Below are 16,408 nucleotides of genomic sequence, written 5' to 3' on the forward strand. Positions count from 1 at the left end.
GGTCCATTATACACGAACGGCTAAATCTTCGACAGCAACGACTCGAAGTCCCTTATCGTCAAGTTTCTTGACGATTTTTTTCTTCGTCTTCTCGTCACAATCCGTCGGTAATGTAATCAATACACGACGCATGACGCTACTCTTCGCATCGAGTGTCATCAGACTCGCGACCGTTGAATATTTGTTGACGATCTTCGAGATTTTCTCAAGTGCCCCTTTTTGTTCACTTAGGGCTACCGTCAAGACGTAACTTCCAGAATCACGGTTCCACGCTTCTTCAAGCATTCCAAGCATTTTTCCGTGAGGTAGAATACCGAAGAAATGACCATCGTCATTTAAGACCGCGATATACGGTAATTCCTTGATCGAGAAGAAGACTTCAAAGAAATTACTTCCTGTATAGATGTATTTGGATGTATTCTTAATCAGCGACATGACGTTGTCGTCTAAGCTGCCACCATTCATCCCATGCCGGTAGATGTGCATCTTATAGATGTTGCCCTTGAAGTCCTGTCCTGATTGGTCAAGGACCGGGACACAGCGGTATCCGGTTTTTTCAAGTGTGTCGAGTGCTTCACGAATCGTCGCTGTCTCGGAAATCGTGACACATTGATGCTTCGGAATACATAAACTTTGTACGAGCATAATAAAATCCTCCTCTTTTACCTGATTACGCAGACTTAATCATATCATTCGATTTTCATGCGCCATATCCTCTTTTCCCACTTCTGATGCGCTTTTATTCTTACAATCACAAGACAATCTCTTGCAATTACAACGTAATCCAACTCATTTCAATCAAGTACACTTCACTTTTACCATTGTCAGACAATTTATTAAATCTACAATCACCTTCATATTAAGATTTATTAAGATTTCGTAAAGACGCTTCATAAATGTATTCTTTTACAATACCGTCTGCTACAATCGAACTCGTGAAGTTACTTCACTATTCTATTCTTGTTCTTAATATGGAGGCAGAAGAAATGTTTAGTAAAAAACAAGATCCATTCGCAGTGAAATTATCCGAAATCGCAGGACACTTAAAAACGACTTCGCAATTCTTCGTTGACTTTAAAATCAACGGCATCGCGGATGTAAAAGAATTTGCACATAAAGTAAAAGACTTCGAAACAGCTGGGGACGATTTGATGCACCAGTTGATCATCGACTTGAACAATGCGTTCATCACGCCGATCGACCGTGAAGACTTACTCGCACTTGCTAACGCACTTGATGACGTCTTAGACGGTTTTGAAGAATGTTCAGCGATCTTCGAAATCTACAATATCGTTCAAGCAGACGAGCACATGATCAAGTTCGTCGATGAAATCAACATCGCTGTCACAGAACTCGCGATGTCAATGGATCTTCTTGTTGCACGTAAATTGCAACCGATGCGTGAACACGTCATCAAAATCAAAGAACAAGAGACGATTTGTGACAACCTACGCCGTAAATCGATCAAAGCATTGTTCGCAACAGAAACAGATCCAATTAAAATCATCCAATATAAAGAAATCTATGAATCGCTCGAATCAATCGCGGACTACTGCCAAGATGCAGCTAACGTCATTGAAACGATCATCATGAAAAACGCTTAAGTGAGGAGCTAACGAGATGGATAGCCTGTTTATCATCACCGCCATAATCGTGATTCTCGCACTTAGCTTCGACTTCATCAACGGTTTCCACGATACAGCGAACTCGATCGCGACTTCGGTGTCGACTCGTGCTTTGAAACCACGTCATGCCATCATCTTGGCTGCATCGATGAACTTCCTAGGTGCAATCACGTTCACTGGAGTCGCAAAAACGATCTCTGGTGACATCGTTGACCCGTCAACACTTGAACATGGTAGCTACGTCGTCATCGCTGCCTTGATTTCAGCCATTGCCTGGAACCTTTTGACTTGGTACTTCGGTATTCCGTCAAGTTCTTCGCATACACTGATCGGTTCGATTGCTGGTGCTGCTGTTGCCTCTGTTGGATTCGGAGGAATCGAAGCAAAAGGCTTCTTGAAAATCGTTCAAGCCTTGCTCATTTCACCAGTACTCGCATTCACACTTGGTTTCATCGTTTATGCAATCTTTAAAGTCATCTTCAAAAAAGGAAACTTGGCGAAGACGAATCGTCGCTTCCGTCATGTTCAAATTGCAACCGCTGCTTTGCAGTCGTATACACACGGTACGAACGACGCACAAAAAGCGATGGGGATCATCACGCTTGCTTTGATCTCATCTGGTTATCAAACAGATCACGAAGTTGCAACTTGGGTTAAACTCTCGTGTGCGATCGCGATGGGTCTCGGAACATCTGTCGGTGGATGGCGGATCATCAAGACCGTTGGTGGTCAAATTATGAAAATCCGTCCAGTCAACGGGGTTGCAGCTGACTTAACATCAGCAGCAATCATCTTTGGAGCGACAGCGATTCATCTTCCGGTTTCGACGACACACGTCATCTCTTCTGCCATCTTGGGTGTAGGTACATCACACCGTAAGAAAGGTGTAAAGTGGGGAACAGCACAACGCATGCTCATTACATGGGTCATCACATTGCCGATTTCGATGGCTTTCGCTGCCTTGATCTACTATATTCTAGACTTCTTATTCATTAAATAAGTACTTGCCCCGCCTACTCAAAAGAGGTGGGGTTTTGTGTACGTCAGAAGCGTCGATAGTTGTTGTTTTTCCCATAATTCGCTATGATGAAGAACAAGAAGGATTGTCTATTTCTTTAGGAGGAATGCCCCATGACAAAACGTAAAGCCTTAACGATTGCTGGTTCCGACACGAGCGGTGGAGCTGGTATTCAAGCTGATTTGAAAACATTCCAAGAACTTGGTGTCTATGGAATGAATGCTTTGACGGTCATCGTCGCCCAAGACCCTGATCACTCTTGGCACCATGCGGTTTACCCAATCGACACAGAACTCGTCCGGACACAAATCCACACGGTCCTTGGAGGTATTGGTGTTGATGCGATGAAGACGGGTATGCTCCCGACTGTCGAAATCATTGAAGCCGTTGCTGAGAAAATTAAATCATCCGGCGTTCAAAACGTCGTGATCGATCCTGTCATGGTCTGTAAAGGCGAAGACGAAGTGCTGAACCCTGATACAGCAAACGCACTTCGTGATGTCTTGACACCACTTGCGACGGTCGTCACACCGAACGTCTTCGAAGCCGGACAACTGTCGGGTCTTGGTAAAACACCAGCAACGATCGACGAGATGAAACTTGCAGCAGCGCGGATTCATGAAAAAGGTGCGCAATACGTTCTTGTCAAAGGTGGCAGCAAGATTGATCATCCACAAGCAGTTGACGTGCTTTATGACGGAAAAGAGTTTATCCTGATTGAGGACGAACGAATCGAGACACCGTACACGCACGGTGCTGGCTGCACGTACTCTGCAGCAATCACGGCCGAACTCGCAAAAGGTGCATCGGTAGAAGCTGCTGTCCGTACAGCAAAATCTTTCATCACTTCCGCGATTCGTCATTCATTCCGTTTGAATGAATACGTCGGACCAACTGATCACGCTGCACATCGTACAGTCCAGTCTTGATCCGCTTAAGAAGTCCGCGATATCCGCGGACTTCTTTCTGTATAGGAGAGGAGAAAAGTTTATGCAAGCCATTGATTTACAAGAAATACAGCGTTATATCGACGAACATGCGAATACATCGTTATATGTACACGTCGAGACGACGAACGGTGCCTACGCGACGCACCAAGATCCAACTTTCCATAGCGCAGGGATGTTTTTCCGTAATGCGGAAATCACTTACGAACGTGGTCTGATCACAGGAAACGGACCTTACCGGATTGGTTTGAAACTTGCACACGGCTGGTTATACGGTGAAGGATTGACTGACTTCGAATTTGCTGGGGATCAATTGTTGATTGCCGGTCACGATATCGAAGGACGTCTTGCGATTGCTTTTGAACTTAGCCCGACACCATTCGCTCAAGGTGCAGAGGAGGTAGACGCATGACACACGAAGATCATTTACTCGTCGTCTTCCCTCACCCGGATGACGAAGCCTTCAGTTCTGCCGGTACGATCATCGAACACGCTGAAAACCGTGGTCCTGTCACGTACGCTTGTCTGACACTTGGTGAGATGGGACGTAACATGGGACGTCCTGTCTTTACGAACCGGGAACAGCTCGCAACGATTCGTAAACGCGAGTTGATTGATGCTGCTGCAAAAATGAAGATTTCGGATCTCCAAATGTGGGGACTTCGTGATAAGACCGTTGAATTCGAGGATGAAGCAGCACTTGCTGACCGTATTCTTGCCTTGATTCAACAGACACGACCAACTCGTTTGATTTCGTTCTATCCGGGTTACGCGGTCCATCCCGATCATGAAGCGACAGCTCGTGCCGTCGTTCGTGCCCTCCGGATGATGGATCCAGCTGATCGCCCAGAGTTTCTTGCGGTCGCTTTCGCGAACAATACGAAAGAAGAGCTCGGGGAAGGAACGTTCATTCATGATGTCAGTGCCTATACGGATCAAAAGATCAAAGCACTCGAAGCGCATGCTTCACAAACAGGTGGTCTGATGAAAGTCATCTCGGAAGATTCGAACATTCGAGATCTACTCGTCAAAGAACGCTACTATCACTATCCACTTTAATCTTCTTGCAAGAGATGCGTACCGTCCGATCGACGATACGCATCTCTTTTTTTGTCTTCATCAGAAAACGTCGACTTTTTCAATGGCTTCTGCTAGTGTGAATAGTTGAGACTATGTCTCCGGAGTTCGTAACCTCCTCCGTTACAAAAACTAGGAATGGAAGTGTACATTATGAAAAACGAACGTGCTCTTGTCGTCTTTAGTGGCGGCCAAGACTCAACGACTTGTTTGTTTCAGGCATTGAAACAATACGAAGAAGTCGAAGTCGTGACGTTTAATTACGGACAACGTCATGCACAAGAACTCGAAGTCGCACGCGACATCGCCTCTGAGCTCGGTGTCAAACACCATGAGCTTGATCTCTCTCTTCTCAGTCAACTGACGAGTAACGCCTTGACTGACCACAGCCAAACCATCACGACGAATGAAGATGGTCTTCCTTCTACTTTCGTAGATGGACGAAATCACCTGTTTCTCTCGTTCGCAGCCGTCCTTGCGAAAGGACGCGGAATCCGTCATATCGTCACTGGCGTATGTGAAACGGACTTTTCCGGTTACCCTGACTGCCGTGATGCCTTCATCAAGTCACTCAACGTGACATTGAACCTTGCGATGGACTATCCATTCGTACTTCACACGCCACTCATGTGGCTCGACAAAAAAGAGACGTGGGCGCTTGCCGATTCGCTCGGTGCGTTTGATTTCGTTCGAAATCGCACGTTGACGTGTTACAACGGCGTCATTGGAGATGGTTGTGGCGAATGCCCGGCCTGTGAATTACGGAAAAATGGCTTAGATGCATACATCAAGGAGGTTCAACACACATGACATTCAATTACGAAGCACCTGAAACGGTCGAGCGCCCGACTGGCGACTCGCTTATCTATACGAAATCCCGCGTTATGATCGTAAAAAAATTAACGTTCGACGCAGCACACCACCTATATGATTATGATGGAAAATGCCGTGCCCTTCACGGTCATACGTACCATGTCGATATGGGAATCAGTGGTTTTCTGGATCACCGCGGTATGACACTCGATTTTGGTGATCTCAAAAAAATCTTCAAAACACATCTCGAACCACTATTGGATCACCGCTACCTGAATGAATCGTTACCATACATGAATACGACAGCTGAAAACATGGCAGCCTGGATTTTCGAGACGCTCGGACAACACCTTCCGGATGAGCGTGGACTTCGTGTCGAATTCGTTAAGCTCTATGAGACACCGACTGCTTTTGCTGAAGTCCGTCGTGAGTGGATGAACGAAGCATGAGTGCCTTAACAAAAACACCAAAAATTCCGGTTCTCGAGATTTTCGGACCAACATTTCAAGGAGAAGGACGATCGATTGGTCAAAAGACGATGTTCGTCCGGACCGGTGGTTGCGATTACTCTTGTTCGTGGTGTGATTCCGCCTTCACATGGGATGGTTCTGAAAAACCCGAACTCTTGACGGCAGAGACGATCATAGAACGCCTTGATGCACTCGGCTCTTACGGACATGTCACGATTTCTGGTGGGAACCCGTTACTTCATGCATCAATCGGCACATTGGTTGCGGCATTAAAAGAACGAAATATCACGATGTCTGTCGAAACCCAAGGCTCCTACTGGCAAAATTGGTTGCTTGATATCGATGACGTCACACTTAGTCCTAAACCACCTTCAAGTGGGATGAAGATTGATTTCGATCGCTTGGATGTCTTTTTTAAACGTTTACCGGAACAACAGCGTGCTGTTAAAATCGTCATCTTTAATGAGGAAGACCTCGACTTCGCAGCGATGATTTCAGAACGATATGCGCTAAAGACACTTTATCTATCGCTCGGTAATCCTGATCCGCATGAAGAAGGAACGATCGCTCCACGCATGCTACACGATTTAAAAACACTTTGGGAACGCGTCGCCCGTGATGAACGCTTCAATCATGCGCGCGTCCTACCACAACTACACGCCCTCGTTTTCGCGAACGATCGTGGCGTCTAAGGAGAAATGATTCATGCGACCTGAAGACTTAAACGACTTATCGTTACTCGGCCAAAAAGCCGTACCGTATATTTTTGAATACCAACCAGAAGTTCTCGAAGCATTCCCGAACCGTCACCCGGAAAATGATTACTTCGTGAAATTCAATGCACCAGAGTTCACGAGTCTTTGTCCGATCACGAATCAACCGGACTTCGCGACGATTTACATCTCGTACATCCCAGACGAAAAACTCGTCGAATCAAAATCACTGAAGTTGTACTTATTCAGCTTCCGTAACCATGGTGATTTTCATGAGAACTGCATCAACGTCATCGGAAAAGATCTCGTGAAATTGATGGAACCTCGCTATCTTGAAGTATGGGGCAAATTCACGCCACGCGGTGGAATCTCAATTGATCCGTACTACAATTACGGGAAGCCTGGTACAAAATACGAACAAATGGCAGAGCATCGTTTATTCAATCACGATCTCTATCCTGAAACGATCGATAATCGTTAAGAAGACTAAAAGAGGGACAAGGGGAAACCCCTTTGAGACTGAAGACAAAGTGCAATTTTTCTCTAACGAGAAGGATTGCGCTTTTTTGTTCGTCTCGAATCGTTTTCCTGGGACAAGCATCGCGCCGCTTCACTTCGCTGCAGGGTCGCTCTTGCTTGTTTTTCCCAAGGAATCGATGCCGAGTGAACAAAGCGCTACTCTGATTGTTCTTTCGATATAAAAAAATGACGCGTTACACGCCACTCCTACAGGAAAAGCGCGATTTTGCGCTGTCAGAGACAAACAAGACCCGTTTTTCTGCTCGAATAGAGTGGGAAAACTGGCTTGTGTCTCGCCTGAGGAAAGGGCGTGAAAAGACGCGTCATTTTTTGAGTCAGCCCATTTGTCTACAATCTACAAGAAGAAATCCCCTTGTTCCTCTTTTTTGATGCTCATCAACTAGATGGAAGGTCGATCAAGGACGGGCTATCATGCTGACGGATGACCTCAGGTGGCCAGATATGCCGAATTAAGTGATCCGAAGGGACATGTAAAACACGGGCCAGTCGCTCAATCATTGAAAATGAGGGATGGGCAATGCTACTTTCAATACGCTGGATCATCTCAGGTGTCGTCTCAGTTAACGCTGCTAATGTATTTTGATCTAACTGATGACGTTCTCGTAATGTACGAATCCGCTGTCCGTACTGTCCGATCGGTTGAATCCCTTCTTTCATCCGCTTCAAACATCCTTTCTTCTTTTAAAACTAAACAACGTTCACTGTAGTCTTATTCCCACTTTTTTAAAATCTGAATACCTTTCCGAACTATCAATTTCTAATCAAAATAAAATCTCAAATATTTTTCTTGTAAAACACTAGCTTTTTAAAAAGTTATCGCTTACAATTCTATATGCAAACGGTTGCATTAATCGCTTACATTATTGCACTGTTCTTACACACATATTAGAGAAAAAGAGATACAAAAGGAGTGAATGATCTTGAAAAATGCTATTTCGTTCGATTTTTGGCAAAACTCGGTAAAGCCTTGATGGTCGTCATCGCGGTTATGCCTGCTGCAGGAATCATGATCTCGGTCGGGAAACTGATCGGCATGTATGGAGGCGATATCGCGTTAATGCAAACGATTGCTCGAATCGTTGAAGATTTAGGTTGGGCTATCATTACGAACCTTCATGTCTTATTCGCCGTCGCGATTGGTGGGTCATGGGCAAAAGAACGTGCTGGTGGTGCGTTCGCAGCGTTACTCGCCTTCATTTTGATCAACCGTGTCACAGGAGCTATCTTCGGTGTCAACGCTGACATGATCGCGGACCCAAAAGCAACGGTTGATTCATTGCTTGGTTCTGAGCTCATCGTAAAAGATTATTTCACTTCAGTTTTAGGGGCACCTGCTCTCAACATGGGAGTATTCGTCGGAATCATCTCTGGTTTCCTTGGTGCCGTTCTCTTTAATAAATTTTATAACTTCAGTAAATTGCCAGATGCGCTTGCATTCTTCAACGGAAAACGTTTTGTACCATTCGTCGTCATTGGTGGATCAGTCGTTGCAGCATTCGCCTTATCACTCGTTTGGCCGTTCGTTCAAGGCTTATTGAATGACTTCGGTCGCTGGATTGCCTCTTCACGTGATTCTGCACCGATCATTGCACCGTTCGTATACGGTACACTCGAGCGTCTATTACTTCCGTTCGGTCTTCATCACATGTTGACTGTCCCGATGAACTACACGGAACTCGGTGGAACGTACAAAATCCTGACAGGTGCTGCTCAAGGATCGACGGTTGCTGGTCAAGATCCGCTTTGGTTAGCTTGGATCACTGACCTCGTTAATTTAAAACAAGCCGGCAACACACAAGGATACAATAACTTGATCAACAGTGTCGTTCCTGCTCGTTTTAAAGAAGGACAAGTCGTCACATCACTTGCTTCATTGATCGGTATCGCTGTCGCAATGTACATGTCAGTTGATGAAGATAAGAAGAAAGCATACAAACCTGTCTTCTTATCTGCTGGACTTGCAGTTTTCTTGACAGGTGTCACGGAGCCAATCGAATTCATGTTCATGTTCATCGCTCCTGTTCTTTACGTCATCTATGCTGTGCTCACGGGTGTTGCTTTCGCACTAGCAGATGTCATGCATCTTCGGATTCACGCATTCGGTGCGATCGAACTCTTGACGCGGATTCCATTGATTGCAAAAGCTGGATTAATTGGTGATTTAATTCGTTTCATCGGTGTCTGTGTGTTCTTCTTCTTCTTGAACTTCTTCACGTTCCGTTTCGTCATCAAGAAGTTCAACTATGCGACACCAGGTCGTAACGGGAACTATCTTGACGATATCAACGTATCTACAACTGAAGCTTCAGGTGAGGCTGCTGCGACATCAGCTCCTGCCGACGGTTCGCAAGCTTCACAAATCATCGATTTGCTTGGTGGACAGCAAAACATCGAGGACGTCGATGCCTGCATGACGCGTCTTCGTGTCACTGTCAAAGATCCAGCGCTTGTTGCAAAAGAAGCAGACTGGAAAGCAAACGGTGCACTTGGTCTGATCCTTAAGAACAATGGCGTGCAAGCCATCTACGGTCCAAAAGCCGATATCTTAAAATCAGATATCCAAGACCGGATCGGCGCATAAACCTGCGAGATTAGGGAACTACCTAAAGGTGAAGCTCTTTTATAAGAGTTTCACCTTTCTTATTTGAAAAATCAGGAGGACCACTCATGCGTCTACTCACACTAAACTGTCATTCGTGGCAGGAAGAACAGCCACTCGAAAAATTAAACCAGATCGTTCAACAAATTCTCGCTCAAGATTATGATGTCGTCGCACTGCAAGAAGTGAGTCAATTGATGGATACACCCATCGTCTATGATGATGTGCGCAACGATAACTTTGCCTATTTAATCCAGCAAGCGTTAAAAGAACAAGGTCAAACCTACTCCCTCGTCTGGGATTTTGCTCATATCGGCTATGATAAGTATGAAGAAGGACTCGCTCTTTTGACGAAACACCCAATCTTAAAATCGGACAGTTATTATGTCAGCCGCAGTCAAGATACATTCGATTGGAAATCGCGAAAAATCGTCCGTGCGACGATCCAAGTCGACGGTACACCGATTACGTTCAATACATGCCATCTTGGCTGGTGGGCAGATGAAGTCGAACCGTTCCAGGAACAATTCAATCATTTGATGGCCCGGATGGATCCACTCGAATGGACATTCTTCCTCGGTGATTTCAACAACGATGCCTTAGAACGAAATACAGGTTATGACTATATGATGCAACGAGGATTACACGACGTCTTCCTGCTAGCTAAGGAAACGGTCGGAATTGAGACGATCAATGGCAACATCGATGGATGGGAAGACAATCAACAAGGATTGCGGATCGATCTCGTCTTATCGAATCGGAAAATTGACGTCGAACGTGTCGGGGTCGTATTCGATGGGATTCACGGTCCCGTCGTTTCCGATCACTACGGTGTTGAGGTCGATATTCAGATTCAAAAAAATGAACATTAAGTATTGACAACGCTTTCTTTTCTCCTTTAAGATGAAATCAAATCAATAGTGCGGATTGTGACAGTACGGCTGGCAAGACCGAAATGACACCTCGTTAGGAGAGGTGTTGTTCGGTCTTGCCTTTTTTTTGTCTCATTCAGCACGTTTCATGAAAAAGGAGGACTTTTCCGATGGATTATCAACAAACTGCTAAACGTGTGCTCGAACTCGTCGGTGGACGCGAGAACATCATCACTGCTGCTCATTGCGCGACGCGTTTACGTCTTGTCTTGCATGATGAATCAAAGGTCGATCAAGCAGCACTTGAAGACTTAGATGGTGTCAGCGGCGCCTTCTCAAGTTCTGGTCAATACCAAATCATCTTTGGAACCGGTACCGTCAACAAGGTATTTGCTGCGTTTGCACCACTTGCCGGTGTAAAGGTCGATGGAGAAGAACCACTCGACGTTAAAAAGGCTGCATCGCAAAAATTAAATCCGTTCGCCCGTCTTGCCCGCTCGCTCTCGAACGTCTTCGTTCCACTCATTCCGGCAATCGTCGCAGCCGGTCTCTTGATGGGATTACTCGGTATGATCAAGGCCTTCGGTTGGGTTGACGGTGATTCACCGATCGTCCAACTACTGGATATGTTCTCGTCTTCTGCCTTCATCATCCTACCGATCCTGATCGGTTTCTCGGCAGCCCGTGAATTCGGTGCGAACCCGTACCTCGGTGCCGTCATCGGGGGGATCATGACACACCCGTCCCTCTTAAACCCTTGGACGCTCGGTAATAGTGATCCGGAAGTCATGAATTTCCTCGGAATGAACATCGAGTTGATCGGTTATCAAGGAACGGTCTTCCCGGTTCTCTTAACCGTTTGGGTCATGGCAAAGATTGAACAACAAGTCCGGAAACGGACACCCGAAACGCTTGACTTACTCGTGACACCGTTCGTTACGGTTCTCGTCACTGGATTCCTGGCATTGATCGTCATTGGTCCGATCGGAACGTTACTCGGAAAAGGCATTTCATTCGTACTCGTCTTCTTCTATGAACAGTTCTCAGTCGTCGCCGGTCTTCTCTTCGGTGGACTTTATTCGACAATCGTCATCACAGGGATGCACCATAGTTTCCATGCTATTGAAGCAGGATTACTTGCAGATAAGAGTATCGGAAAGAACTTCCTCTTACCGATTTGGTCGATGGCGAATGTCGCTCAAGGTGGTGCCGGACTTGCCGTTTACTTCTTGACGAAGAACGTTAAACTCAAAGCACTCGCCCTACCGTCTGCGTTCTCAGCATTTCTCGGAATCACAGAACCCGTCATCTACGGTGTCAACTTACGTCTTGGAAAACCATTCATCGGTGGTGCCATTGGTGGTGCGATCGGTGGCGGTTATGTCGTCTTGACACAAGTCGCTGCGAACGCTTATGGATTAACTGGAATTCCGATGATTGCGATCGTCGCGCCACTCGGTGCGTCAAACTTGATCAACTATCTCGTCGGGTTCGCCATTGCAGTCGTCACTGCTTTCATCTCGACTGTCGTCTTGATGCGTCTCGATGCACGGAAACAAAAAGAAACGGACGTTGCTGCTTAATCCTTCATGCGACCAAACCGAGTCCTCGGGCTCGGTGGTCGCATTTGTCGGTTCGCAAAGCGCTGAAGTTCGCTTTATAATAAAAGAAAAGATCGGAAAGGAGGACGTCAGGCTGATTATTCATAAGATCCTCAATAACAACGCTGTTGTCGTCAAAGAAAATGGACAGGAACGCATCGTCATGGGACCAGGCATTGCTTTTGGAAAAAAGAAAAAAGATCCGATTCAAGCGACGAAGATCGAAAAAATGTTCATCCCTTCATTTGAAAATGCAGAACAGTTCAAAGAGATTCTGACAACGACACCACTTGAGATCATTGATTTATCGGAACGCATCATCTCACATGCAGAAGGCGAGCTCCAAACGCCGTTTCATGACTATATTCACGTCAGTCTGACGGACCACCTTGCTCATGCCGTACGATTAGCACGTGAACAACTCGTCGTGCATAATCGATTGGCAGAAGAGATTCGCCTTTTGTATGGACCGGAGTATGCGATTGGAGAATGGGCAGTTCTTGAGATCGAGCGTGCCTTACAGGTCACGCTACCGAAAGAAGAAGCTGCGAACATCGCGCTTCACTTATACAATGCACGCCAAACGCATCCGAATATGGCCACTGCGTTGCAGACGGTTACGTTACTCAATGAACTACGTGAACAGATCGAAGTCTTTTTTGGACAAACGATCGAGACCTCATCGATGACGTATTATCGTTTCTTTACGCACATGAAATTGGTCCTCGCCCGGATTGAACAAGGAGAAACCTTACACGACATGGATGATGTGATTTTATCTGCCGTCAAAACACGTTATGCTGAGGCTTATGCCTGTGCGAGTCAAATGGGCAATTGGTTGACTGTCGAACTCGATACACGTGTACCTGAATCAGAAATCGGCTATATGGCTTTACACATCGAACGGATTCGTCCGGATCTTGAAAGGAGTTCTACGTATGAAAATCTTTAGTTTAGGGGAAGCATTGATTGATTTGATTCCTCTTGATGCTGAAAACATGACGTTTCAAAAAAATCCTGGAGGTGCTCCTGCCAATGTCTCTGTCGGACTCGCTCGATTAGGCGCTGATAGTTATTTTCTTGGAGCTGTCGGTGATGATTCGATGGGACACTTCTTGAAAGATACGTTACATCATTATGGTGTTCGTACCGATCATCTCGTCCACGATTCGACGCAAAAAACAGGACTTGTGCTCGTTACGAACGGTCAGGATGGAGAGCGGTCGTTCGAGTTCATCAACGCGGAGCGCGCTGATATGCAATTCCACGAAACACATGTACCGGAGGATTTCACGTCCGTCGATTTATTACACATCGGTTCGATCTCTTTGATCACTGGAGAATCCGTCAACGCGACACGAAAAGCCATCGCACGTGCAAAAGCGCACCAAGTACCAGTCTCTTACGATCCGAACTTACGAGAGTCGTTATGGCCGAATCTTGACGAAGCACGGACGACGATCCGGTCTGTCCTACCGGATGCACAAATCGTCAAACTCGCTGAGGAAGAATTGACGTTTCTAACTGGACAAACGAATCTTGATGACGGGGCTGCTGAATTGTTAGCTGAATATCCGATTCGTCTTCTTGCCATCACGCGAGGAAGTGAAGGATCGATTCTCTATACGGATCGTGCGATGGCTGTCATCGATGCGATTACGGTCGACGCAATCGATACGACAGGAGCTGGAGATGCCTTCATGTCCGGTTTACTCTACCAGTGCGCGTTACGCGATTTTTCGTTTGATTGGTCTGAAAATGAACTTCGCGACATCGGTCGATTCGCAGCGATTTCAGGCGGACTTGCTGCTTCCGTCAAAGGAGCGATGGCTGCTTTGCCAACGCTCGACGAAGTCGCTCATCGCTTGAATTGAATCGATGACTCAGTAGAAATAAGGATGGAGAGATTCCGGACCCAGTGCCAGAATCTCTCCATCCTTTTCATTTGATTGATGAGTCGTTTATTCACTAGAGAATTGATTAAGGTGTATCGATAAATCGTTTGATTTCATCTAACGACTCGTCCTGTTGTTCTTTTGGCGTTAATGGGCTGCTGTTATCCCCTTTTTGTCGACCGTACATACCAAAGTTCGCATGGTTCCCTTGCTTGATTTCATGGAATACGGCATCTTTTCGAACGTCCTGTTTACTTTTTTCGATATCAGCGACTGGTAAGACACCATCTCGTCCACCATAAATCGTCAACGAGGGCACATCAATCGAATCAATCGGATAGGACGCGAGGAAAACGATTCCTTTAATTTTCGGATGTTGTTCGACGATCGTCGAAGCTGCGCTTCCACCGAGCGAATGACCGATCAGATACCACTTTTTGACCTGTGGATACTCCTCGATGACATCGAGTCCTTCGCTTGAGTCAAGCAACGCAATCCGAAACGGTAGCTTCGGGATGACGACGAAGTGCCCGTCTTTCGCTAGTTGCTTGCCGTAATAACTGTAGGCCGCTGCATCGACTTTTGCCCCTTGATAAAAGATGAATCCGACGTCACTCGTCTTTTTTCCAAATGTCACTTCACGTGGTGTAGCTGTCTCCACGTAAGATATCGCTTGGGGAGATGCATCATAATCGAACTGCGCCCAGATCATGAATGCAAATACGAGCAGTGCCAACAGCGCAGCAATCGTTCCAATGATTCTTATACTCCATTTTTTCATTTCATTCCCTCCCGTTACCGTTATACCTCATATTATGTGTTAAATCACATATGAAAACAAATATTAGAATTTTCAGTCATTGTAAGCATCCCTATCGCTTTTTCATGAATTGGTTTAAGATGAAACCAATATTGTTTTTTCGAAAGGAGATTCACGTTTTGCCGCGTACCCTTGTGTCTACGATTCAATGGTTTTTATTCATCATCTGTACTAACATTGCCCCGCCCCTTGCCATCGCAGCATCGTTTGAACTCTCGGGTGCCGAGACGCTTTCCTTCTTATCTCGTTGTCTATTCGTATTTGCCATCTTAAGTCTCTTTCAAGTCCTGCTCGGACACCGTCTACCGATCATGGAAGGTCCTGCTGGAATTTGGTGGGGTGTATTTGCCCTCTATTCATCGATTGGTGTCACATTGTACGGCAGTTATTCAAATACGTTACAGTCGCTTGGATTCTTACTCCTACTCAGCGGTATCATCTGTATCGTCTTGACGATGACGGGTGTATTACGGCGCTTAGTCCCTCTTTTTACACCGCAAGTCATCGGTGTCTACATGCTACTGCTGTCGGCACAACTGTCCGGATCCGTCATGAAAGGATTGCTCAATATCGAGGATGGACGAATTCAAGTATTACCTGCCGTCATCTCGATTCTGACGGTCTTGATCTCGCTTTATTTAGAACGAAGTGATCGCTTACGCCAGTACGCTTTATTAATCACGCTACTCGTCGGTTGGAGCATGTTTGCATTGATCGGTCGTGCCGAGATGCCAAGTTTCGATGGTCCACTGTTCACTTTACCGAGTTTATTGCCGTTCGGCGGTATTCATGTCGACTGGAGCTTATTACCGACAGCTCTCATCATCTCGTTGTTGTTAATGACGAACGTCTTAGCGAACATCAAGGTCATCGAACGGATCATCAGTGCCAAGCGTGGTGAAACCGTCAAAGGACAAGTCGGAACAGCTGGTATCACGGCTGGTATCGGACAACTCTTCGCTGGTCTGTTCGGTACGGTGGGTCCTGTCGCCATTTCCGGAACGGCTGGGTTCATTGCTTCAACAGATAACACGGACCGCAAAGCGTTCGTCTATGCGAATATCACCTGTCTCTTCCTCAGTATCGTGACACCATTCGTCGGATTGATCGCTAAAATCCCCGTCGCTGTCGGTTATGCGATGGTCGCACCGATCGTTGCCGGAATGGCAATCATCGGCGTCACGGAAGCAGCCCGCGACTTGAATCGTCAAACGGCGATGATCACGGTCGGTCTCCCGGTCCTTGTCGGCATCGGTGCGTTGTTACTACCAAAAGGAGCAACGGCCGATTTACCGCCACTCGTGACGACCCTGATGTCAAACGGTCTCGTCCTCGGAACATTGGTCGCCTTGCTCGCAGAAGGGTTACGCCATATCCGGACGAATGATTAATAAAAAGACGCTTTCTCGATCGAGAAA

General features: G+C 46.2%; 17 protein-coding genes and 1 pseudogene. 15 read left to right on the forward strand and 3 right to left on the reverse strand.

The genetic code is table 11. The features are described 5' to 3' along the window. Positions 1–6: 6 nt before the first annotated feature. Positions 7–645: a cyclic di-AMP binding protein CbpA gene (gene cbpA, locus AC3B4V_RS12810; protein WP_023469717.1), complete on the reverse strand. Its 639-nt coding sequence runs from the start codon at positions 643–645 to the stop codon at positions 7–9. A gap of 341 nt (positions 646–986) precedes the next feature. Here cbpA and AC3B4V_RS12815 point away from each other — a divergent pair, with 341 nt between their 5' ends. The 9 genes from AC3B4V_RS12815 to queF all read left to right on the forward strand — a co-directional run bounded on the left by AC3B4V_RS12815 (position 987) and on the right by queF (position 7,144). Continuing rightward, positions 987–1,604: a DUF47 domain-containing protein gene (locus tag AC3B4V_RS12815; RefSeq protein WP_023469718.1), complete on the forward strand. Its 618-nt coding sequence runs from the start codon at positions 987–989 to the stop codon at positions 1,602–1,604. Positions 1,605–1,620: 16 nt separating this feature from the next. Further along, entirely contained in the window at positions 1,621–2,625 is a 1,005-nt protein-coding gene (locus tag AC3B4V_RS12820; protein ID WP_023469719.1) for an inorganic phosphate transporter, read from the forward strand. A 131-nt stretch (positions 2,626–2,756) separates the two neighbouring features. Next, positions 2,757–3,572 carry a pyridoxine/pyridoxal/pyridoxamine kinase gene (gene pdxK, locus AC3B4V_RS12825; protein WP_023469720.1) on the forward strand — a complete coding sequence of 272 codons (816 nt, stop codon included), beginning with the start codon at positions 2,757–2,759 and terminating at the stop codon, positions 3,570–3,572. 61 nt (positions 3,573–3,633) lie between these two features. Then, positions 3,634–4,002, forward strand: coding sequence for a YojF family protein (locus AC3B4V_RS12830; RefSeq protein ID WP_488378646.1), 369 nt, complete (start codon positions 3,634–3,636; stop codon positions 4,000–4,002). After that, entirely contained in the window at positions 3,999–4,649 is a 651-nt protein-coding gene (gene bshB2 / locus AC3B4V_RS12835) for a bacillithiol biosynthesis deacetylase BshB2 (protein WP_023469722.1), read from the forward strand. Before AC3B4V_RS12830 ends, bshB2 begins: the two co-directional genes overlap by 4 nt. 171 nt (positions 4,650–4,820) lie before the next feature. Then, on the forward strand, positions 4,821–5,477 hold the full coding sequence (gene queC / locus AC3B4V_RS12840) for a 7-cyano-7-deazaguanine synthase QueC (RefSeq protein ID WP_023469723.1): 657 nt from the start codon (positions 4,821–4,823) through the stop codon (positions 5,475–5,477). After that, the gene (gene queD, locus AC3B4V_RS12845) at positions 5,474–5,929 is read left to right on the forward strand and encodes a 6-carboxytetrahydropterin synthase QueD (protein WP_023469724.1); all 456 of its coding nucleotides are present in this window, start codon (positions 5,474–5,476) and stop codon (positions 5,927–5,929) included. Before queC ends, queD begins: the two co-directional genes overlap by 4 nt. Continuing rightward, positions 5,926–6,642, forward strand: a complete 717-nt coding sequence (gene queE, locus AC3B4V_RS12850) for a 7-carboxy-7-deazaguanine synthase QueE (protein WP_023469725.1) — start codon at positions 5,926–5,928, stop codon at positions 6,640–6,642. Before queD ends, queE begins: the two co-directional genes overlap by 4 nt. A 13-nt stretch (positions 6,643–6,655) precedes the next feature. Further along, positions 6,656–7,144: a preQ(1) synthase gene (queF, locus tag AC3B4V_RS12855; protein WP_023469726.1), complete on the forward strand. Its 489-nt coding sequence runs from the start codon at positions 6,656–6,658 to the stop codon at positions 7,142–7,144. 434 nt (positions 7,145–7,578) lie between these two features. Here queF and AC3B4V_RS12860 read toward each other — a convergent pair whose 3' ends face one another. Beyond that, complete coding sequence (locus tag AC3B4V_RS12860; RefSeq protein ID WP_064300699.1) at positions 7,579–7,860, reverse strand: helix-turn-helix domain-containing protein; 282 nt, start codon at positions 7,858–7,860, stop codon at positions 7,579–7,581. A 263-nt stretch (positions 7,861–8,123) separates the two neighbouring features. Between AC3B4V_RS12860 and AC3B4V_RS12865 the strand changes: the two are divergent. The 5 genes and pseudogenes from AC3B4V_RS12865 (at position 8,124) to AC3B4V_RS12885 (ending at position 14,149) form a co-directional block, all read left to right on the forward strand. Then, positions 8,124–9,784 (forward strand): annotated as a pseudogene (locus tag AC3B4V_RS12865) (PTS transporter subunit IIBC). Between the two features lie 86 nt (positions 9,785–9,870). Then, positions 9,871–10,674 (forward strand): endonuclease/exonuclease/phosphatase family protein, encoded by an 804-nt coding sequence (locus AC3B4V_RS12870; protein WP_023469729.1) that lies wholly within the window; start codon positions 9,871–9,873, stop codon positions 10,672–10,674. A 170-nt stretch (positions 10,675–10,844) separates the two neighbouring features. Further along, the gene (locus tag AC3B4V_RS12875) at positions 10,845–12,257 is read left to right on the forward strand and encodes a sucrose-specific PTS transporter subunit IIBC (protein ID WP_373952530.1); all 1,413 of its coding nucleotides are present in this window, start codon (positions 10,845–10,847) and stop codon (positions 12,255–12,257) included. A gap of 127 nt (positions 12,258–12,384) precedes the next feature. Continuing rightward, entirely contained in the window at positions 12,385–13,227 is an 843-nt protein-coding gene (locus AC3B4V_RS12880; RefSeq protein ID WP_231681717.1) for a PRD domain-containing protein, read from the forward strand. After that, positions 13,214–14,149, forward strand: coding sequence for a carbohydrate kinase family protein (locus tag AC3B4V_RS12885; protein WP_488378647.1), 936 nt, complete (start codon positions 13,214–13,216; stop codon positions 14,147–14,149). The genes AC3B4V_RS12880 and AC3B4V_RS12885 overlap by 14 nt, the downstream gene beginning before the upstream one ends. A 106-nt stretch (positions 14,150–14,255) precedes the next feature. Here the strand turns inward: AC3B4V_RS12885 and AC3B4V_RS12890 are convergent, their stop codons facing one another. Continuing rightward, positions 14,256–14,951 carry an alpha/beta hydrolase gene (locus tag AC3B4V_RS12890; RefSeq protein WP_064300700.1) on the reverse strand — a complete coding sequence of 232 codons (696 nt, stop codon included), beginning with the start codon at positions 14,949–14,951 and terminating at the stop codon, positions 14,256–14,258. A gap of 173 nt (positions 14,952–15,124) precedes the next feature. Here AC3B4V_RS12890 and AC3B4V_RS12895 point away from each other — a divergent pair, with 173 nt between their 5' ends. Then, entirely contained in the window at positions 15,125–16,381 is a 1,257-nt protein-coding gene (locus AC3B4V_RS12895) for a purine/pyrimidine permease (RefSeq protein WP_231681714.1), read from the forward strand. Positions 16,382–16,408 lie beyond the last annotated feature (27 nt).

This window comes from Exiguobacterium sp. E17S, from assembly GCF_057772545.1.